Annotated in this window: 20 protein-coding genes; 14 read left to right on the top strand and 6 right to left on the bottom strand. The window is 36.5% G+C overall.

The window, feature by feature from the left end; genetic code table 11:
- Positions 1-771: 771 nt before the first annotated feature.
- Both NST21_RS14570 and NST21_RS14565 read right to left on the bottom strand, forming a co-directional pair.
- Entirely contained in the window at positions 772-1,314 is a 543-nt protein-coding gene (locus tag NST21_RS14570; RefSeq protein ID WP_340892564.1) for a chromate transporter, read from the bottom strand.
- Positions 1,315-1,400: 86 nt separating this feature from the next.
- Positions 1,401-2,030, bottom strand: coding sequence for a chromate transporter (locus NST21_RS14565; protein WP_340889793.1), 630 nt, complete (start codon positions 2,028-2,030; stop codon positions 1,401-1,403).
- A gap of 258 nt (positions 2,031-2,288) precedes the next feature.
- Between NST21_RS14565 and NST21_RS14560 the strand changes: the two genes are divergently transcribed.
- Entirely contained in the window at positions 2,289-3,167 is an 879-nt protein-coding gene (locus NST21_RS14560; RefSeq protein ID WP_116822130.1) for a LysR substrate-binding domain-containing protein, read from the top strand.
- A gap of 617 nt (positions 3,168-3,784) precedes the next feature.
- Here NST21_RS14560 and NST21_RS14555 read toward each other — a convergent pair.
- Positions 3,785-3,931: a hypothetical protein gene (locus NST21_RS14555; protein ID WP_242485253.1), complete on the bottom strand. Its 147-nt coding sequence runs from the start codon at positions 3,929-3,931 to the stop codon at positions 3,785-3,787.
- Positions 3,932-4,108: 177 nt separating this feature from the next.
- Here NST21_RS14555 and NST21_RS14550 point away from each other — a divergent pair, with 177 nt between their 5' ends.
- From NST21_RS14550 to NST21_RS14540, 3 genes are all read left to right on the top strand, one after another.
- Positions 4,109-4,333, top strand: coding sequence for a hypothetical protein (locus NST21_RS14550; RefSeq protein WP_340889792.1), 225 nt, complete (start codon positions 4,109-4,111; stop codon positions 4,331-4,333).
- A gap of 55 nt (positions 4,334-4,388) precedes the next feature.
- Positions 4,389-4,532, top strand: a complete 144-nt coding sequence (locus tag NST21_RS14545) for a hypothetical protein (protein WP_162878852.1) — start codon at positions 4,389-4,391, stop codon at positions 4,530-4,532.
- 383 nt (positions 4,533-4,915) lie between these two features.
- Positions 4,916-6,508: a phosphodiester glycosidase family protein gene (locus tag NST21_RS14540; protein WP_340889791.1), complete on the top strand. Its 1,593-nt coding sequence runs from the start codon at positions 4,916-4,918 to the stop codon at positions 6,506-6,508.
- Between the two features lie 472 nt (positions 6,509-6,980).
- Here the strand turns inward: NST21_RS14540 and NST21_RS14530 are convergent, their stop codons facing one another.
- Entirely contained in the window at positions 6,981-8,372 is a 1,392-nt protein-coding gene (locus NST21_RS14530) for a DUF4910 domain-containing protein (protein WP_340889790.1), read from the bottom strand.
- Positions 8,373-8,517: 145 nt separating this feature from the next.
- Here NST21_RS14530 and NST21_RS14525 point away from each other — a divergent pair, with 145 nt between their 5' ends.
- From NST21_RS14525 to NST21_RS14515, 3 genes are all read left to right on the top strand, one after another.
- Positions 8,518-8,673, top strand: coding sequence for a hypothetical protein (locus tag NST21_RS14525; RefSeq protein WP_340889789.1), 156 nt, complete (start codon positions 8,518-8,520; stop codon positions 8,671-8,673).
- Between the two features lie 10 nt (positions 8,674-8,683).
- Complete coding sequence (locus tag NST21_RS14520; protein WP_340889788.1) at positions 8,684-9,055, top strand: hypothetical protein; 372 nt, start codon at positions 8,684-8,686, stop codon at positions 9,053-9,055.
- A 333-nt stretch (positions 9,056-9,388) separates the two neighbouring features.
- Positions 9,389-9,538, top strand: coding sequence for a hypothetical protein (locus NST21_RS14515; RefSeq protein WP_169787516.1), 150 nt, complete (start codon positions 9,389-9,391; stop codon positions 9,536-9,538).
- A gap of 781 nt (positions 9,539-10,319) precedes the next feature.
- Here NST21_RS14515 and NST21_RS14510 read toward each other — a convergent pair.
- A complete protein-coding gene (locus NST21_RS14510; protein ID WP_340889787.1) occupies positions 10,320-10,652 on the bottom strand; it encodes a YmaF family protein in 333 nt (110 codons plus the stop codon).
- 741 nt (positions 10,653-11,393) lie between these two features.
- Between NST21_RS14510 and NST21_RS14505 the strand changes: the two genes are divergently transcribed.
- The 5 genes from NST21_RS14505 to NST21_RS14485 all read left to right on the top strand — a co-directional run bounded on the left by NST21_RS14505 (position 11,394) and on the right by NST21_RS14485 (position 17,131).
- The gene (locus NST21_RS14505) at positions 11,394-11,786 is read left to right on the top strand and encodes a sporulation protein (RefSeq protein ID WP_223305511.1); all 393 of its coding nucleotides are present in this window, start codon (positions 11,394-11,396) and stop codon (positions 11,784-11,786) included.
- Positions 11,787-11,808: 22 nt separating this feature from the next.
- Complete coding sequence (locus NST21_RS14500; RefSeq protein WP_340889786.1) at positions 11,809-12,690, top strand: mechanosensitive ion channel family protein; 882 nt, start codon at positions 11,809-11,811, stop codon at positions 12,688-12,690.
- Positions 12,691-13,192: 502 nt separating this feature from the next.
- The gene (locus tag NST21_RS14495; RefSeq protein WP_340889784.1) at positions 13,193-14,452 is read left to right on the top strand and encodes an MFS transporter; all 1,260 of its coding nucleotides are present in this window, start codon (positions 13,193-13,195) and stop codon (positions 14,450-14,452) included.
- 1,043 nt (positions 14,453-15,495) lie between these two features.
- On the top strand, positions 15,496-16,905 hold the full coding sequence (locus NST21_RS14490; protein WP_340889783.1) for a metallophosphoesterase: 1,410 nt from the start codon (positions 15,496-15,498) through the stop codon (positions 16,903-16,905).
- 43 nt (positions 16,906-16,948) lie between these two features.
- Complete coding sequence (locus NST21_RS14485) at positions 16,949-17,131, top strand: twin-arginine translocase TatA/TatE family subunit (RefSeq protein WP_056522886.1); 183 nt, start codon at positions 16,949-16,951, stop codon at positions 17,129-17,131.
- A 539-nt stretch (positions 17,132-17,670) separates the two neighbouring features.
- Here the strand turns inward: NST21_RS14485 and NST21_RS14480 are convergent.
- Positions 17,671-18,821, bottom strand: a protein-coding gene (locus NST21_RS14480) for an IS3 family transposase (RefSeq protein ID WP_445670500.1) whose coding sequence is annotated in 2 segments (ribosomal slippage) — positions 17,671-18,572 and positions 18,572-18,821 — 1,152 coding nt in all. Because the reading frame shifts where the segments join, the coding sequence is not laid out codon by codon here.
- A 203-nt stretch (positions 18,822-19,024) separates the two neighbouring features.
- Here NST21_RS14480 and NST21_RS14475 point away from each other — a divergent pair.
- Both NST21_RS14475 and NST21_RS14470 read left to right on the top strand, forming a co-directional pair.
- Positions 19,025-19,660 (top strand): FMN-dependent NADH-azoreductase, encoded by a 636-nt coding sequence (locus NST21_RS14475; RefSeq protein ID WP_328116233.1) that lies wholly within the window; start codon positions 19,025-19,027, stop codon positions 19,658-19,660.
- A 748-nt stretch (positions 19,661-20,408) separates the two neighbouring features.
- A complete protein-coding gene (locus NST21_RS14470) occupies positions 20,409-20,834 on the top strand; it encodes an OsmC family protein (protein ID WP_180320464.1) in 426 nt (141 codons plus the stop codon).
- Positions 20,835-21,163 lie beyond the last annotated feature (329 nt).

The raw sequence follows: 21,163 nt of genomic DNA, 5'->3' as shown, positions 1-21,163 counted from the left end.
ATAAATAACCAATGGGCAGCATTTTAAAAAAAGTATCTGGTCTAAAGATTTGCGTCCGCGATTCGAATAATATTTTTCCATTTTCTCATATATAAAAGAGAAATTGATCGATTTTTTTAGTTTTCAGTAATTAGACGAAGAATGTGAGTAGAAGGAACAAAATCGTCCAATTCCATTTTACTTTGGTACTTATCATTACGTCCCATCATATAAGACTCCCCCAATAAAAAACATACATAGAATTAAATTCTACATAGGTTTCAAAAATCCCTGTTAATTTGTCAACAGCCTCGTTCGGCTGCTTTTATTTTATTATTTCTCCCTTTTGCCTTGTACGAATCGTACAATCAAGCTCATTGTTCGTTCTACTTGGGGTAGCGCCATGATTATGCGGTGATCTATACTTGGGAATAACCGTGTGTTGCTGCCTTGTAGGAAACTAACACGCTTTAAGACGTGATCAAGAAGTAGAAAAAGCTTTTGTTCTATATCGGAACGATGAATAGAATGGTACGGTATGGTTATTCGATGCCTTCTTATTGTCAAGACATCACTACATTTAATAGGTTGAATAGATTGTTTACAGAGTTAATATATCAAGTATTCAAAGTAATTTTGTACTCAATTTTTCTTCTTAGATTACTTTTTATACACCTGATTCTTATAGTACAGATAAACCATTTTCCTGATTGGACCCGAGTTGCGTCAGGAAAATGTGGATTTACAAAGGTTAGATTTTGGTACAAGTCTTATAGAAATAGAAATGAGTAGTTATGAATAGAGGACAACACCAACTAAACCAGAAAGAATAATGACATAGGCTGGATGCCAGCGTAATTTCAACAGGGAGAATAACGATAACCCAAAGACGAGTAATAAGCTTATCGAATGCCACGAAAAGTTTAGAGCAATCATATGATTGGAAATAGCAAAACTGATTGCTGCAAAGAGGATTAAACTAGTGACAATGGGTCTTAATCCATAAAACATCGATTGAACAACTTTATAATGATTCAATTTGTTGAAGAAGGTGGCTATAACGATTACGAGTATAATAGCAGGAAGCAAGATTCCGAGAGCGGATGATATGGATCCTGTTAATCCAGCAGTCGAATAGCCAACGAGAATGGCACTATTGATGGTGATAGGACCTGGGGACATGCCGGCAATAGCGATTATATCGGTAAATTGTTGCGTCGTCATCCATCCATGCTGTGAGACTTCAGATCCTATTACGGGAATCATGGCGTATCCCCCTCCGAATGATACAAAGCCGATAATAAAGAAGGTGCTAAACAACTCCCATAATTCCATCATTCTATATCCCACGCTTTCTTGAAAATTAGTTTAACAATTTATACCGATAACTTTCAGGAAAATATCGTCCACCTTTCATGGGCCTATATGCCTGCACCCATGAAATATTCGAAATCATTTTCTTCTTCTTTCTTTTCTTTTCGGTCCATGTTGATTTTGTAACCTAATTTCCTCTTAACAGAGATAGTCACAATCCCTGCTATCGCTCCTGATAATATAGCTAAAACCGGGTGAATGAAGAAAAGGACTGGAATCCCTACTATAAATATACCGAATGTTGATTTGTCAACAATAGCCGTTTTTCCTATCTTGATAGCCGCATAGGCTATGATGGCTACTATGGAAGCTCTAATCGATATAAATGCGGATTCTATCTTTGGATTATCCTGAATGAAAAAATACAAAATGCCGAGGAGTAGAACAATTATAAAGGTAGGAAATGATACACCAATCATGGCTGCCATTGCGCCCTTCATTCCGGCAATTCGATGGCCGATAAAGGTGGCGGAGTTAATAGCGACAGCTCCCGGTACGGACTGAGATAACGCAAAAACATCTGTAACTTCTTCGCTTTTCAGCCATTTTCTCTTCTCCACTACTTCTTTTTCGATTAAAGGGATCATCGCGAACCCGCCTCCGAATGTGACAGGTGCTATTTTAAAAAAGGTCCAAAATAATTGGAACAGTGTTTTCCATTGTCCAGTCATTGTCATCAGTTACTCTCCTTTGCTACTTTATATAAATCTTATAATTAACATATCAAAGAAAAAGGAATGGGTAAATTGCAACTAAATCATTGGGTATAACAAAACGTTATACCCAGAAGAGTTATCCGTTTTATATAGAATTTCACCAATAATTGAATAGGCTCACCTGTTCAGGGAATATAGCGCGGCTTTTCCATTTCACCATTTACCTATATGATGCTATCATTTTATTAAACTATTTAAAGACATGGAGGTTGGTTTCTTTTGAAACTAGAAAATCTAAGAATGTTTTGTTTAGTAGTGGATGAAGGAAGTATAAGCCAGGCAGCGAGGTTAAGCTACTTATCACAACCCGCGGTAACAAGACAGATTCACCAATTGGAAAATTTTTATAGCACTTTGTTATTCGACCGTGAGGAAGGGAGGCTGAGAGTGACAGAAGCAGGAAAGTTGTTATACCCTTTTGCAAAAGCCATTGTGAATGATTTCAACCATTCAAAGGAAGTGATTCAGCAATCAACGGGCGCGTACAATACAAACCTCATAGTAGGTGCATCCTTGACCATCGGCGAGTATTTGTTGCCGAGCTTGCTTGGGAAATTTAAAAAACAACAGCCTGAAGTAAAAGTAACATTAACGATAAAAAATACCCCCCGAGTTCTAGAGGATTTATCAAACGATGTCATTGATTTGGCCTTGGTGGAAGGACTTGTAGAAAATACCGATTTTATTGTGGAGAAGTTCGCCGATGACGAATTGATATTGGTTTGTCCATCAGACCACCCATGGAAAGACAGAAAAGAAATCCAGGTAGAGGAATTGGGAAATGAAAGGATGATCTGGCGTGAATCCATTTCAGGGACACGACTTATCGTAGAAAACATGTTAAGAGAGCACGGGGTTTTAGAAAAAATAGAAAGCTACATGGAGATTGGGAGTACACAAGCGATAAAAAGTGCGGTTGAATCTGGACTTGGAATCAGTATTCTGCCAAGGTTAACAGTGGCCAGGGAATTGGATCAAGGTTTTTTGCGGGAAGTGGGTATTTCCAGAATAGATATAACAAGAAATCTATGGCTAGTCAGAAAAAACAAGCGTTTTAATAAAATAGGGGTATCTAATTTTGTGAATTTTCTTCAATAGAGAATGAAGCATACCTTGATTCTTCATTACTTCACTTTAAAGAGATTTTCTATTATTTTATTTAGACTATTTGGGATATGCCAATTTTTTAATTAGTGGCTGGGTTGAAAGACGACGTGAACAGACGAATGTTGGGCCATTAGTACAAAAAAGACTGTTGGAAAAAGGGGTTCTATCTAAATGTTAAACCAAAGTTGATTGGAACGAAAGGTGCGAGACTCCTGCGGGAAAATCGCGTCCAAGGGAGACCCCACAGGCGCAAAGGGCGCCGAGGAGGCTCCCGGACCGCACGCGGAAAGCGAATGCCTGAAGAAGAAATCAACGTTCAAATTTTACAAATCCTCAAAAAAACTGTAGACAAACTCAATTATTTATCGAGTTTGTCTACAGTCTGGGGCTGATCTTACTAGATCAGCCTTTTATTTATAGGCTCAAAAAGATGTTTTATTTAGCTTGAATTTCAAAATTAAGATAATTTAGCTTGGCTGATTCTTAAAAAACCACATTGTGTTAACGAGTCGACCAAGGAATGGAAGAAATTCTTATTCAGGGCAGTAAGTAAATTTCATAATGAGGAGGTTCGGATAGATTCTTTTTTTGTAGCCGTCCTTCGTTTACTAATTCTGTAGGGTTCTTTCAACCTCCTCTGTATTTACATGAAAAAGATCTGCGATTTTAACTGTGGAAATGGAGATGTATTTCGGCTTTTTGGTAGAAGAAATAATCATAGTTTGTACTCGATGAAACAAAGTATCCTTTTCCATTTGTAAGCCTCCTTCCCTGTCCGTATATGAATATATAGAAACTTAACTAATTCCCTAAAAGGGTAACCAATTTAGATGTTCATATGCACCCTTTTTTCTATCTCAACTGTAAAATCTCGATAATGAATAATATTAATTTCAAATAAGGTAAATCTAAAAGGAACAAGGAGGGATATCATGGGATTTCATAGTCAGCCACGGATTGCACAATTAACGGTAGAGGCAGATACTCGAAAAGCCACATTGCCCCTTCACAGTATGCTTATCCTTGGTTTTTTGGGAGGGGTGAGTCTGCAAAAACAGCTGGCAACATTAAGTTTTAATGGAGATGCAGCTTCTTATGAGGATTTTCTTCAAGCTATTACAAATACGGGCTTCACTATCGAGACATCAAATCAGTAATTTTCATTCTTGGTAAGCAAATATTTTTATTTTTTCATGATAAGGAGGGTTAAAAATGAGAGTCTGTGAACTCTGTGGTTTAGAAGAAGAATTGGAAAACGTAAACAAAGATGAATCGGTACCTACTAGAATGCTTCATCTTTGCGAGAATTGCAGAAATGATCGGAAATTCGAGAACTTTCTAGAAACTCATCTTTAATAAGACAGGAGCTTACCTGATAGATCAGCAAATTTGCCCCCCCATTCTAATCCCAGTAATTCTTCTCCAATTTCTAAAGTTTCAAAAAACCTGTTGTATTTATAGAAGGAATGGGCTTGCAAAGTATCACGTAGTCACAAAAAAACATTGTAGTCCTTGTGCAAGGGATGCATTGAAATTCACTAAAATAAAGTACTGACCTAAAAAAACACTGTTAAATCAATTTGGTAACTACTAATACATCCTGAAAGCTTGAAAAATTTAATCATTTCATACCATTTCTTTACAATAAGTTCATTGGTCTGTAGCAGGTTCTACACATTAGATTAGGATAATGAAACCGACGGAACACAAGGTGTTTTATTAGGGGGAGGGGTCGAAAAATGAAGAAAAATTCAATGAAAATTTTTCAAAGGCTTGTCAGTAAAGGTTTATTTTCAGCAATGGCATTAACAGCTGGTTCGATTTTAACGTTAGACTTGCCATCAAGTGTTGTACAAGCCGCGTCTGTGAAGGAACAAGCTCTTCCTCTAGGGAATTCTAATCTTGCGGAAACCCGGGATCAAACAAAGATTACGCAGGGCTTAACCTATACGCATATCATCCGTGGGGCCAGTTCGGAAAAAGATGTCTTTATCATTGATGTGGGATTTTACAAAACCAAGGAAGAAGCTAATAAGGTGAAAATTCAACTGGATTCAAAAGGTTACGAGTCCAAAGTTAAGAAAATTTCAGAACGGCCTGCCGACGATCATGAACAAGGTCCGCTTGGATACCTTGTACGTGTTGGATCATTTAAAGCGGAGAAAGATGCCAACAAATTAAGAGATGAGTTAAAAGGAAAAGGATATGGTAATTCACGCGTTGTTTTTTCGGCTGAAGATGGAGGGAAATCTACGGGCCCTTGGGTTGTGAATATTTTAGAAATCGATCCAAAGAAGTTTAAAGGAAAAGTTTTACCTGAACTGGGAACTGAGATAGTACCCGGGAAGGAAAAATTAACTAGCATTTCAGCCCGTACTGGTGCGATAGCGACTGTAAACGGTGGATATTTTGTAATGGGACCGAGTGATGGTACAGAAGGGGATCTTGCTGGTGCGTCCATGATTGGTGGCGAACTCATTAGCGAAGCGGTAAATGGTAGGACAAGCCTGGTTTTATCTGGAAATAGGGCGCAGATAGCTTCAGTAGAAACTAAACTTTCAGTTACGGTATCTGATGCTGCAAAGAGAGAATTGGATGGCCTTAACCGCAAACCTGGCCTGATCCGTGGATGTGGAGGCATTGGTGATAATTTAAACTTTGCAAAGCATGATTTCACTTGTACGGATTCTGGGGAACTTATTCAATTTACATCCTCCTTTGGTGCTAAAACTGAGCCTGGGGATGGAGTGGAAGTTAATTTAAATTCAAAGGGTGAAGTTACAGAAGTACGCAAAAGCAGAGGCAGCTTCATTCCGCTTAAAGGCTCCGTCCTAGCAGGTACAGGCGATGCCGCTAATTGGCTTTTGGCCCATGCGAAGCTAGGTGCAAAACTGAAAGTGAATACCAGGATTCTTGCTGATAAACAACCACTTAAGGCGGCACCGAAAATTAGTATTGTCAATGGTGGGCCGCAATTGCTGCATGACGGTAAAGAGAAGATTAATGCGGTAAAAGAGGGGTTCAATTGGAGCGAAAATCCAGAATTCTACTATAAATTTGGAGAGCGTAGAAATCCCCGAACTCTTGCAGGGGTCACTGAAAAAGGGAAAATTCTCTTGGTTACGGTTGATGGACGTCAGCCATTTTATAGTGTGGGAGCAAATTTTAAAGAGAGTGCCCGTCTCATGAAAGCTCTCGGGGCGGTTGATGCAGTAAACTTGGATGGCGGAGGTTCTACGGCTATGACAGTAGGCTCCAAATTGGTGAATCGTACATCCGATGCGGCCGGTGAACGTCCGATAGGGGATGCGATAGTTATTTTACCTAAATAAAGGATGAGGAAACCTTATATCATTTTGTGTTATCGCTAAATATAACAATTCTTCTTCGCTTACATGAAGGTATTAGTCGCTTAGATAAAAGCAGCTATAGATTAATGCCGATTTAACAGGTCGTCAGTGAAGAGTGTCGAGAATAGTATATCGACGGATTGGAATTCTTTTTAAAAGATGAACAGGAAACAGTTGATTTTTTATTTGGGAATTGCAGATGAAGTAACGAACCCAAGTATTAAAGAGGCCTTTCGCCGAGCGGAAGCAGATTAACAAAATCATGCCGTTTGGTTTTTATATTATCTTGTTAATGCGAAATAGCTAAAGCGATTTGAGATTGACGATAGGGTCTAGTAAATTAAAAAAGCAGCTAAATAGAAGGACAAGAGACATCGTTTAATATGGATGTCTCTTGTCTTTTTTATTAGGAAAACTATTCTATCCTGTGGTTCTAGTAAATTAGAAAAAAGAATTATAAATGTAAACCCTCATCATATTCTGCCTCAACCGGTACAGGTGCTACATTGGACCTTTCCAGTGCCGGTGTGTCCGGACGGGCTGCTTGATAGACTGCTGCACCGAGCACTTGAGCCGTCTTTAACAATTTTTCCTTACTGATCAGCTCAATTGTATCCTTTGCCGTATGGTATTCCGGCTCCAATGGAGCATACGTAAACACCGCGGCAGGAATACCTACTTCTGTGAATGGCTGGTGGTCACTTCTTCCAATTTGATTATAAGGAATGGCATCATAAAGCCTTGTTCCTGCTGAATTTCCTAATGTCGTGACTGTATTTGGTTTTCCATCGTACGTAAACATGGCAAATTCGCCGGCATTTTTGCTGCCCACCATATCCATATTAAACATCGCTACCGTTCTGTTAATCTCATCTTTCGTAAGGCTTTGTGCATAATGCTTGGAGCCTAATAATCCGTTCTCCTCTGCGCCAAAGGTAATAAACCTGATTTCTGTATCAGAAGGTGCATTTTCCAGGACTCTTGCCAGTTCCAGCACAATGGATGTACCTGATGCATTATCACTGGCTCCTGATGAAACAGAAACAGAGTCATGATGCGCGCCAACTATAATAATTTGATTCGTATCCTTATTTTTCATCGGTTTTTTCGTGGCAATCACATTGTGAGAAGTGGCTTTTACAAACTCTGCTCCTTCAACAGACATATTTGCTGTCAGGTTATTGCCTTGCAGAGTAGAAATTAACTCATCACCATCGCTCTTTTTCATAAATAGTACAGGTAGATTACTCTCATTTGCCGGCAAGCTAAATAGCGGCGTGGAATTATCTGTATTAATGAACACGACTCCGATCGCTCCGGCTTTTTTTGCATTATCCATTTTTTCTGTAAATGGGATCGTGCCTCTTTTAATTAAGGCGATTTTTCCTTCTACCGAAGCATGAGCTACCTCTGCCGTCGTTCCTAAACCTGCGTACACAAGCTCTGCTGACACTCCGCCGGAAGGTGTGTTATTGGAAAAGCGGAAGGCGGCCGTTTCATAATTACGCCCATTTACTTTTAAGGAAACAGAGCTTGGGTGTTTATAGTCCTTAATAAATTGAAAAGACTGGACCTCTACTTCGTTAAGTCCATACTCCTTAAATTTACCAGTTATGTAATCTACAGTCGTTTGTTCACTTTGTGTTCCGGCTACCCGTGGTCCAATATTTACAGCTAAATGTGAAAGATTCTGGTAGATTTCTTCAACATCGATTCGTTTGATCACTTTATTGTCAAATGCATGCTCGGACGGGTTTTCACCCTGGATTGCCATAACAGAATGTGATGAAAACAGTAAACTCCCTGCCAATAAAGAAGCTCCTAAAATCTTCGTTCCTTTTTTCAAACTCCTTCGCCTCCCAAAAAATAGAATACTAGTTTAGTATATGGCTAGTATGTAAGCGCTATCAATGAGACTTTTGTAATGTTTTAAAAAAATACATATTATAACAAAAAATAAAGAAGTATGACAGCATATGATGGTCCACAACATGTCGTCTAGTCTTACTAAAACGGCAACAACAGCCGAGAAAAATGCAGTTGTAACGCGCGCCATTAAAGAAATGCAACTTGCTCTTCCTTATGAAGACCGCGTCGGATTAAAGACAATAATGCGTGATAAATCTGTAACGTTACATTTCGGTTAGGAGCGAGACGATGGGATTTTTTAATAAACTTCGCGATATGAAAGATTCAGTAAGCTATAAATTAGATGATGTAAAATATTTTGTTGTTGACAAGGCGGAAGATGCGAAAGACTTTGTCAAGGATAAGGTACTCGATGCAAAATATATTATTGCTGATAAGGCAAGTGATGTGAAGGACTTAGTAGAGGATGCAGCATATTATGTTACGGATAAAGCGAGTGACACCAAAAACTTTATTGTCGACAAAGCGATAGATACGAAGGATTTCGTTAGTGATAAAACGTTTGATGCACGCTACTTTATTGCGGACAAGCAGGAGATATTAGGGACTTTGTCAGTGATAAAACATTTGATGCGAAATACTTTATTACCGAAAAGGTAAAAGTTAAATCAAAGGCGGATGTAGTGGAACTTACTTCTAATCTACTGAAATCACATTACTTAATTAATGTATCAAAATAGATAGCGGTTACATTATTTTAGAAAAGAGTCGAGGTAAATGCTCAGCTCTTCTTTAGAAGCAAGTTTTTTTATGATTGTTTCTCTATTTAAAGTGCAAATGAAGGAATTTGCATCGTTTCTATAGATTCTTTAGAAATTTCATGTTCAGTATCCTTAAAAAACAGTGACTCGTACTATTCAGACGTGCGTATAAAATTGGGGGACAAGAGTAAGCTACAAACGTATGATAAGCTGTTGCGGGAGGTGAATAAATATGAGTAATGGTGCAGGTCGTTCTAAAAAGAATAAACCAAATGATGCAAACCATGTGAATGCGGAGACAAAAGCATATCAAAGACAAATGTCAGAAAAGAATAACCAAGAGCATAATGATGGAAGCAAGTATAAGGGGAAGGTTCAATAGGGCCTGATCTTTTTTGGTTTCCAGTATAAATTTCCTCTCATATCCCTCACAAATGTAGAAGAATATTTACTAGGGAACTGATATATCGATATCAGTTCTCTTTTTTGATATACCTTGAGTAAATCATATCTGTAACTAGTTTATATATATGGAGTAATGGGAAAAGCCTTGGAAATAAACATTTAAGGGCTATTTATGCAGCTCTCAAATTTCTTCAATAGAGCTTGATCCCCGACTAACCGTTTGAATAGCATTTAAAAAGATTGTAAATTGTGTTTCAGTTTGACTTTGGCTTCCTAGACCTATGGGTGTGTTATTTAAGTATGAGTTTGACTACAAACAATATTTTTATAAGAAAAAACGCTGCCCTAAAGTTTTCTTTTAGTCAGGATCATCAAGTTACAATCGTTAATTTTATATTAACTAACTTCCTCAATACCCATATGCCAAATTATAAAGATATCCATATGAGTATTCATATCCATTGATGTAGGAATTATTGGCCTTCTTGGATGATTTGAAAGACCTGGTTATTGTAATTATGCGTCCAACATTAGTCTTCCTCTATTTTAAAACACAATAAATGATATGAAAGACTTCACGTGAATTCTTGGTTATTTAACAATATTCGGAATAGACTTAATAGGTAGCCGTAGGAATTAAAACATATAAATAAATAAAAATAAAAGCAGTAAGATTCGCATATTCTAACTGCTTTTGCTCGTTATTATACAGGTAATCTTCATAAAAAAGTATAATTATTGGGACAGCTTGAATGACTTTACTTATCACCAGGCGCTGGCTGGTCAACACCCTTTACCTGATGGCGATGTCCGTTTGCTTCAGTCGTATAAAAATCATAATAATGAACATGCATTCCATTTCCTACAGGAATAGCAGGACCCGAATATGCCTGGTAATAATGAGTATGACCATCTTCAAAGACAACATAACCCTCAGTGTAATGCACATGGTTATCATCCTTAATCATAACAGGAGGTGAAGTTACATCTAAACACAGATGAACATGGCCATTATTAACAGATGTATAGTCAACGGACCCATGATTATGGTTTGGCACAAATCCCTGAACAAAATCATCCTTTCCAACCATCCTAACACTCCTAACTATCACTTTTCCAAAGAAATATTGGGCGCTATTTTTATAACCGTTCACCCATTTTTTGCATTAAATCCATCTTCCAATACCTAAATCATGTAAGCGCATTGATTCAAGTAATACATGGTTGACAAGATGCTACAAATTTGGCCTGTTTGGATTAAAGTCTTATACTGCACCTTGTTTTATTGTATTTCCGATTGGTACTTGACATTCCCTTAAATTCAAGGAAATATGTTTACACCATAAGATTTGATAAAGAATACCTACTTTCCATTAGCTCTCGATGACTTTCTGTTTACCCTTCTTTGCCGCTGATAACGTACCACTAATCACACCATGCTTATCTAAAAAGAATACTCCTATTTTAGTAAACATTGGTAAGCTAAGTGATTTCCGGGGGTTATTCCCGGAATTCCATAAAACTAAAAAGGTTTGACAAACTTTCTAATCTTACCGTATGATAAATAATATACTTGAATATATTCTCCTAAGGGGAGTAGCTTTTACAACAATGTCGTCAATACGGAGTTCTTCGCTCTCGGCTTTGTTGGCAACATTTTGTTGTTAGCCAGACCTTACCTAGTGGTAAAGGTCTATTTTCTATTAGTAAGCCTTTACCGAAATGGTAAAGGTTTTTTTGTAGTCCGGATAATGTAGCCCTTCAAGAATTGTATAAGCTAAGCTTGTGGGATGATAAATGAAAAACAAATAAAAATAAATGGAGTGTATACTTTGATACTGAGAAAATCTTTGTTACTTTTAGGGATAGGGTCTGCACAGATAGATTTAATCCTTCCCAAAAATACGTATAAATCTGGTGAATTAATAAATGGGTATTTCTTGATTAAGGGTGGTACCCAGGAGCAAAGAATAAGAAGGATTGAATGTGATTTAATTATGGATACTCATTCTACGGGAATGGAAGATATCCTTAAAACGAGCACCATTTTATCTTCAAGTGAGATTGATTCAGGGGAAAGTAATGAAATTCCTTTTAACTTTCGTCTGCCTACATTAAAGGAACCATATAAGCGAGGGGTTTCCTATCGCCTAAAAACGAGACTTATTCTTGATAAAGGGATAATAGGCAAGGATGATGATTGGATTTTAATCGATTCTGAATAAGAGTGGAAACGGAGGTGGGAACATGGATATTTTGAATTTTACAGAGCGTGCTTTGGATTATTTGAAAGAATTCTTATTATTGAGGCTTTTTATAATAGCTCTACTGTTATTGGCCGGTTATTATATATTGAATAAAATGGTTGAATGGTTCTTTAGAAGGTCTAATTTTTTTGAGGAAGAAGTCGAAAGAACGATACAGGGTGTTACTCGTTCTGCTCTAAGGTACGGTATTTCCGCGCTTTTCCTCATTTATCTAATTGGACAGTTTATTGACATTAAGGGAATACTGGCTGGAGCTGGGATTGTAGGGGTCGTTATCGGATTTGCCGCTCAACAAATGCTTAAGGATATCTTATTGGGATTTGTTAGGTTTTCAGATAATGAATTTCGAGTGGGGAACTTTGTTACATTTAATGGGACAAGTTCCGGGACGGTTGAGGAAATTGGCATCCGGTTCATGCAGATTCGGGAATGGTCAGGAAAACTGCTTACTATCCCACACAGTGAAATCAAGACGATTCAAAATTTTAATAAAGGGAGAATGCGAATCATTGAACGCATCACGGTGAGTTACCAAGAAAAACCAGATAGGGTGAAGCGGATGTTGGAAGAATTATGCCTCACTTGTAATGAGAAGTTTGCTGAAAGCCTTCTAAGGCTCGAGGACGGTACACCTGAAGAAGATTTTAGATATCTTGGCATTACGGATTTAAATCCGAATCTTAAATATGTTGGATATGAGCTATGCATAGTTGGACTCGTAAAACCTGAAGATTATTTTGAAACATCAAGAAATGTGAGGTTTGAGATGATGTCTGCTTTACATGAGCATCAAATTCAAATGCCATCTTCCAATTTACTTGTTCAGACAAATCCGAATCATGGAAGTTTGATGGAGAGCTAAAAAAGAAGCATCTTTTTGGATTTTTGTTGGGGCTATTTCGAAAGTGGTTATAAATAATATTGGATTCTTATGAAATAACGGATTGTGGGGAAGTCATTATTAACAAGGACTGTTGAGGCAGATGACTCAGCAACTATTCATGAGGTTGAAGAATATAAACGGGCTTTCTTAAAGAAAGTCTGTTTTTTTATTTTCATGACTTAATACTTGGTAATTATTCTATAATAGTATTATTTTTTGAAATTTGCACTTGATTAATCAGATTGATTCGATTATTATATAATTAACATTAAATGGAAGGGTGACCTTTAAACAATGATATATAATCCTATTCTTTAAGAAAAAATGCGTGTTAAATACGATCTTTTTTTCTGGATAGGATTAGTCTGTACATTAAATACAAACAAAGATCATTGTGTTCCTTCCATCATCAGGGATATTTTGCCTTTTTAATTTGTATTGTACTGCCTCCTGTCCAGATATTCGACAGGAGGTTTTTATATTGGGAAAAAACGCATCTGTAACATTAAGTAATAAGGAACCTAACTTATTTACAAATCGTGTATTTCGGGCCATTATCTTTTCAGGATTATTTCTACAAATAGGGATATGGGTACGGAATTTTGCAGTTTTGTTATTCGTCATGGAACAAACAAACGGTGATGCCTTTGCCATTTCAATGATTTCAGTGGCTGAATTCGCACCTATTTTTATTTTTTCATTTATTGGCGGGACGTTTGCAGACCGATGGAGCCCGAAAAAAACGATGGTTTGGTGTGATATTTTAAGTGCAGTATCGGTATTTGCTGTGCTTATCGCCCTTATCTTCGGAAGTTGGAAAGTGGTATTTTTTGCAACATTAATTTCTGCAATACTTTCTCAATTCTCTCAGCCATCGGGCATGAAGCTATTTAAGATGCATTTGCCAGAGAGTCAAATTCAAACAGGGATGTCTGTATATCAGACCGTATTCGCCGTATTTATGGTTTTAGGCCCGATCCTGGGTACATTTGCCTTCCAATCATTCGGGATCAACATCTCGATTGCGATTACTGGCCTAGCGTTTTTACTATCAGCGGGTGCACTCGCTTTCCTTCCAAAAGATCGCAAACTGGATGAAGGAACCGTAAAAACGACATTATGGCAGGAAATGAAAAGCGGAGTGAGCTACGTGTTGCGAAAAAAAGAACTAAGTCTATTAGGATTATGTTTTCTGGCAGCCGGGCTCGGACTTGGATTCATTCAGCCGCTCTCGATTTTCCTAGTTACCGAACAATTAGGTCTGCCAAAGGAAAATCTACAATGGTTATTTATGGTGAATGGTATTGGTATGATTTTAGGCGGTGCTGGAGTGATGATTTTTGCTAAAAAGGTGGCACCGCAGAGGTTATTGGCCTTTGGAATGCTTGTGAATGCCATTGGATTAGCGGTAATGGGGTTGTCGACCAACCTTTGGATTACACTTTCCGCAGAGTTCTTTAACGGGCTAATGTTGCCTTGTATTCAAATTGGAATTAATACATTGATATTGCAGAGGACCGAAGGCGAGTTCATCGGAAGAGTAAATGGAATCTTAAGCCCATTATTCACTGGTTCGATGGTTTTGACTATGAGTGCGGCAGGAGTGTTGAAAGAACAATTTTCACTCGTCGCTATATTTGAAACAGCGGCATTGTTTTTTATTATTGGGATGTTTTTCATTTTGCCATTGTACAATCAAAAGATAGAAACGAAATCCTTGGAAACTCAGTCGCAGGAATAAGGAAAAGTCAGTGAAGTGGTGAAAATTTTACATGTAAGTTGAAAGCAGAGAGCAGGCTCTCTGCTTTTTTGAATAACATGAATCTAGTAGATATCAACTTATTAAGGAGTGGGTATTACTTAAAGCTTGAATCTGGTTACTTAAACTTTGTACTTCATTCACTAAGTTATTCATGAATAAATCGTTAAGAATAATATACTATTGGTTTCTGAAGGTAACAGAAGCTAAAAACCATTAATAAAGAGAAGTATAACTATTGCCGGGTAAATTTGATGTTGCATCCTTATTAAAGGTTTGCCAGTTTGATAGGATTAACCGTATTATTTCAGTTTCTAAGTTGTCGAAAAAAGTATTGCAGAGGTACGAAAAGAAGGAATTGAGATTGTGAATAAATAGAAATCATACCATGTTACGTTGAGGAAAAGTGAATGTTGGCTTTTCCTCTTTTTATTATTTTAAAAAATGAACATGGAATTATTTGTTTGAATTAACAACAAAATCAAAAAAATACACTTCACATTAACGTTATCTTAATAATTAATATGTAATATTGAGTTGGAAGTAGGCCGTTTGTGGAAAAGTTGTTTTATTGTGGGTTTTGTAGATAGCAAATGATGATCGAAAACAAATCAATACAAGCATTAACAATTTTTTCGTTATTATTACCTGCCTAGACAATAAATACTGTACCGACAAACAAGTCTTAGTTCCTCTAGATCTTTCATATAGGAAGATACAGAATTCAAATTAGAAAATTTTATTCCTTCTTTTTAGAGTTTGTCAAAGTAAGTGATGCACAATTTGCGTTACTAACTTTAGGAGTGAATTTTTCTACTGAAAAAATGAATATAAGAGGGGGATTGATTGGCGGGTTCCATGATATGAATTCATTCTTATTACCAAAATTTTCAATGATTTATTATATATAAAATCAACTAAAAGTACCTTGAAATTTGCTTTAATTACATAAATTTTTAGAATTTTCATTAGATTGGTCTTAATTGAAATCAATAAAATCATATTGTGAAAAGAGGAGTAGAACAATGAAAGACGAGCAACTAAAAAATGAAACTGAAAAATTGTCAAATACTATCTTAGAAAAGGGAATGGATCGACGTAGTTTTTTGGGAGGTACAACGAAGATTGCCGGGCTTACGCTTGGATTATCGCTAGTAAACTCACTAAATGGTCTTGAGGCCGAAGCAGCATCGCATGTCGAAAAAGCATCGAAGTTCGGTTTACACAACAATCCTGATTTGGTGTTTCCTGTTATTAGCGATGTGCATATGTTGAAGAGTGGTACAACCGATCTGCAAAAGTTGGGTAGCGCATTGCATCAATTGAATGAGTTGGTGCCAAAACAAGATGCTCTTGTTGTTGTTGGAGATTTAACAGAAAATGGATTTACGGAAGAGTATGATCGCTTTATGGCTCTTTATAATGCAAAAAAACAAACGCAGGCCGCTTCTTTGTTTGCGATAGGAAATCATGACTATTGGAATGGTTTATCTGTAACAGATGCCCAAAAACTGTTTTTAAAGAAAATGGGGATGGAGTCTATTTTCTACCATAAGGTAATCAAAGGGTTTCATTTCATAGTTCTTGGCACTGAAAATGGAAAGACAGAAGGATACTTTTCAGAACAACAAATTGCGTGGTTAGGGGAGCAACTGCAGCAGGCGAAACTAGATGATCCTAAGAAACCGATATTTGTGTTTCTGCATCAGCCTATCAAAAATACAGTATACGGGAGTGAATGGGGATTCGAAGTTAACAGAGAGTTACTGTATAACACTCTAAAAGAATATCCGCAAGTAATTACGTTTTCCGGTCACACACATTATCCATTAGATGAACCAAGAGCAATCCATCAAAAGGATTTTACCTCCGTTGCAACAGCTTCTCTAAAAAACATGTGGGTAGAGGCTGGGTATCTTCAAGGAGAATTACCAAAAGGGTCCGAAACCTTTAGCCAAGGTCTAATTGTAGAGGTTCATGGAAACAAAGTGAACATTCATCGTCGTGACTTTAATCAAAATAATTGGATAGGCGAACCATGGGTAATTGACTATCCCGCTAAAAAGAATACATTTAAATATACAGAAATGAGAGAGCAAGTAAAACCTCATTTCCCTAAAGGAGCAAGCATTACGGTTCTTGATACAACTAGTACTGAGATGAATGTCATGTTTACTCAGGCAAATGATAATTTACTGGTACATTCATATAAAGTAGTGGCGAAGAACAAACAAACAGGACAAATAGCGAAAGAGTTTCGGGCTTTCTCAGAATTCTACAAAGATCCTATACCCAACCCATTCGTTCTGCCAGTTAAGGGATTGCAGCCAGGTATAAGTTATGATATCGAAGTATATGCGATAGATTCATTTGGGAATATGAGTAAAACATTCTTGAAAATAGAGGGAAAAACAAAAGCATTAGCGGCTCTTTAATATAACTTTAGCTTTCAGGAGAAATACAAAAGGAGGAAACTCAATGCTTCAAAATATTGGAATGCCTGGATTGATATTGATTTTAGTCATTGCCCTCATCATATTTGGACCATCTAAGTTGCCCGAAATTGGACGTGCTTTTGGCAGCACATTAAGAGAATTTAAAAACTCTACTAAAGATTTGATTTCTCCAGATGAGAAAGAAGAAAAGACACAATCCAAATAATTTTTTAGGAAGATGTAAGCAACATGCTTGCATCTTCCTCTTGTTTTTACAAGTATGCCATCTGAAGAATGAGTGCTCCCATATCCCAAATGTTTTGATAAAGAAAGGTGATGTTGAAAATTAAGTCTGGTGTGAAATATAAAGTAGTACCTATAAACAATTGGGCAACTGCAGATCATGTATCTTTAATAGATAAGTGATATTTAGAAATAAAAGGAAGAGTGGAAATTAATGTTCTCTCTTTTTTTCTTGTAAGGAAGTTTCCATTTTATTTTCATAAAATGTCTTAGCCTGGGTTTTAGGTTTAGAAGTATCGTTTTTGCATGTGACTATATATTTAGACAGTTTCATTTTTAATGGGCTCTTTTATTCAATTTTCGCGAAAATATTCAGCTGCCCTTTATAATGTTGTGATTTTTAACTAGGCGCAATTCTTGTACAAGGAATTGTGTCTTTTTTAGTTACATTAATTATTTAGCTTTTATGGCAAGACTCCTTTTGGATTTGAGTCAATATTTTGGACACTAAAAAGTTAAATCTTAAGCTGTATTCCTAATTCGATCTTCAATGGCTTGTGGGGTTTGATAGCCCAGGCTGCTGTGAATTCTTTTTCGGTTATACCAACCTTCAATAAATTGGAACATCGCTAATTTAGCTGTTTGATAGTCTAGATATTGTACGTGGTTGACTTCTTCCTTTTTTAATAGGGCATGAAAGGATTCAATACAGGCATTATCGTACGGGCAACCTTTCTGACTAAAGGATTGCTTAATATGATGGTTTTGGATATGTTGAGTAAACTCACTGCTTGTATATTGTGAGCCAAGATCTGTATGAAGAACTAAGCCCTCCGAGGGCTTTTGTGAAATGTGTGCGTTATTGAAAGCTTTTATGACCAGTTCTGTCGTCATTGAACGAGAAAATGAATACCCTACTATTTTCTTAGAATGAAGGTCCAATACCGAAGCTAAATAACACCATCCGTCTTTTAACGTGTGGATATACGTAATATCTGCTACCCATTTCTCATTAATGGTCTGAGTAGTGAAGTCTCGTTTTAGCAAATTATCCAATTGAATAACCTTTTCTTTAGATGGATAGGGACGGTATTTTTTCTTAGTAATAGAACGAATTCTTGCCTTGCTCATTAAACGTTGAACACGCTTTAGACTTAGGGAAAACCCTTTGGTTAATAAGCTTTCATGAATCTTTGGAGCCCCATATCGTCCCTTGCTTTCCAGGTAAATCAGATGAATTTCCTTCGTGAGTTCTTGGTTTTCCTGTTCGCGATTTGATACGACTATTTGAAGGGACTGATAATGGCTGCTTCTTGGGATTTCTAGTATTTCACACATCTTCTGTACGGGATATTGTTTCTTGTGTTCCTCAATAAATTCGGTAAGATCTGTCTCGGTTACTTTTTCGCGAATATGGCCATAGCCTTTTTTAAGATTTCAACTTCTTGCTTTAACCGAAGGTTTTCCTTCTGTATGGCGGCTAATTCCTTTGGAGTCATGGACTCTTCCCCTAAACCGATAGGAGTAAATTCTTTAACCCATTTATAAATGGTAACTTCTGATACGCCATATTCGCCGCTTAATTCTTTGACCGAATTACCCGAGTGATAAAGATCTACAATAGTCTTCTTGAATTCATTATTATATTTTTTACCTGTATTTTTACGTTCCAAGACGGACACATCCTCTCAAAAATCATTGTAAGGACTTAACTAAAATGTGTCCATGAAACTATACTAACTCCATTTTTGATACAAAGTAGAAGATATAACTACCTAAAATTAATGATATTTTACTTAAAGGTAATTGTATAAATGTTAATTTACTTAGACAAACTAGAATGTTCAAATATGTAAAAGGGAAGGAAAGATGCAGAATGACAAAGGTATTATACATCACAGCTCATCCGAATGATGAAACTCAATCTTACAGTATGGCCGTTGGAAAAACATTTATTGAAACTTATAAAGAAGTAAATCCTAGCCATGAAATCGTGAATATTGACCTTTATAAAGAAAATATTCCTGAAATTGATGTGGATGTTTTCAGTGGTTGGGGAAAACTTCAATCTGGAAAGGGATTTGAAGAACTTTCGTCGGAAGAGAAAACTAAAGTTGGTCGACTCTCAGAATTATGTGAGCAATTTATTGTTGCAGATAAATATATATTTGTAACACCATTATGGAATTTTTCATTCCCACCAGTATTAAAAGCATATATTGATTCTGTTTCTGTTGCAGGAAAAACATTTAAATACACCGACCAAGGTCCAGTTGGCCTTTTAACTGACAAAAAAGCATTGCATATTCAAGCTCGTGGTGGTATTTATTCCGAAGGACCAGCAGCTGAAATGGAAATGGGGCACCGATATCTAAATATCATTATGCAATTCTTCGGAGTTCCTTCATTTGAAGGATTATTCGTTGAAGGACATGCTGCAATGCCTGATAAAGCACAAGAAATTAAAGAAAATGCTATTACAAGAGCAAAAGATTTAGCTTCTACTTTTTAATTACCATAGAATCAACAACTTGTTGGCTTTTTTTATGTAGATTTATACTTAAAGCTATCAGACCTTCAACAATCACGTGCTTAAGTTGAAGAAGCATTAAAAAACAAACTAGATGCCTGAATTAACATAAAGAACCTATTTTAAATATTTCAATATTTTTTCAAAATAGGTTCTATTATTAGGCGGAAATCCAGGCTAAAATGTTATATGTGATCAAACTTTATCTTGAATTTTTAAAAAGAGTGGTTTAGTCCATTACTGTTTTGGATTAGAAAAAAACGTAAAATAGTTAATTAACATCCTAAATATAAAAAGGAGTAGGGAGTTTTCCTTACTCCTTTTTTGCATCAAAAGATTTCCCTTGCAGAGAGACTATTCTTAATAAATTGAATATAGGTATCAGTCGTGAAAAGGTCAAGACGAAGTGCTTGCTGCTATGACAGTTAAAATATATAAAAATCCTGCAAATCATAGCATCCTTGTTAATTACAGAATAGCAGTGAAAATTTGGTTAAATAATTTCTAGCTATATTACATAATATATAGGACAAACAATCTCAAGGGCGGTTCACATGTTAACAAAGTAAAATAAGAATTGGAAAAGTCCTTAAGGTACTCTAAGACTCAACACAAAAAATAGTCGGTAGGTTATGTACTAATAAAAACTTAATTGACCTGAAATTTAGTTAAATAGCTCTACGAACGTTTTATTAAAGGACAGGAAAACACCAAGGAAGGGTTGAAATAATTGAAGACAATAATTAAATGGACAGGAGAAATGGCTTTTTCTGGATCTACTCCGTCAGGACATGTAATAAAAATGGATGCTGCCAAAGAAGTAGGAGGACAAAATAGTGGAGCGAGACCCACAGAGTTACTGTTACATTCCTTAGCCGGTTGCACAGGAATTGATATTGTAATGATCTTGAAAAAAATGCGATTTGAACCAATTACTTTTCAAATAGAAATAGAAGGATCACGGGCAGAAAATCATCCAAAACGATTTACCGATTATCATATCCATTATTTACTAGAAGGGGAACTGCCAGAAGATAAAGTGGTCCGTGCTATTAAATTATCGAAAGATACGTACTGTTCAGTATATCACTCATTAAATGCAAACATTGAAGTGAGCTATTCAATTAATGGAGTCAAAGGAGATCAAAAATTATAATTTTTGATCTAGGGATAAAGCGTTTACGAACGTTGATGAGAAAAAGTATTATTAGAACTCATACATTCCATCTTATAAAATTTTTTTGAGGAAAATAATAAAGATTCTTTAAAGTACATATAAACCCTTTTACATTCCATTTAAAGGTCCCTTCATTTTTTTAATCCCGCTCTTGAGGTGAATTGTGTGGTTTTATACCCCAATCCTTCAATGGCTTTTTTGTGTTTTAAAACGTTAGGATAAAGTGATTAGTGCGATGGGATTTACACAAATAAGCAATGGATTAGTTGCATGACCATATGCTATATATGTACGTAGAAAGTCAACCG

The organism is Peribacillus sp. FSL K6-1552, assembly GCF_038005205.1.
In the GTDB taxonomy this organism is placed as follows: Bacteria; Bacillota; Bacilli; order Bacillales; family DSM-1321; genus Peribacillus; species Peribacillus butanolivorans.
This window is presented reverse-complemented; position numbering and strand designations above follow the sequence as displayed.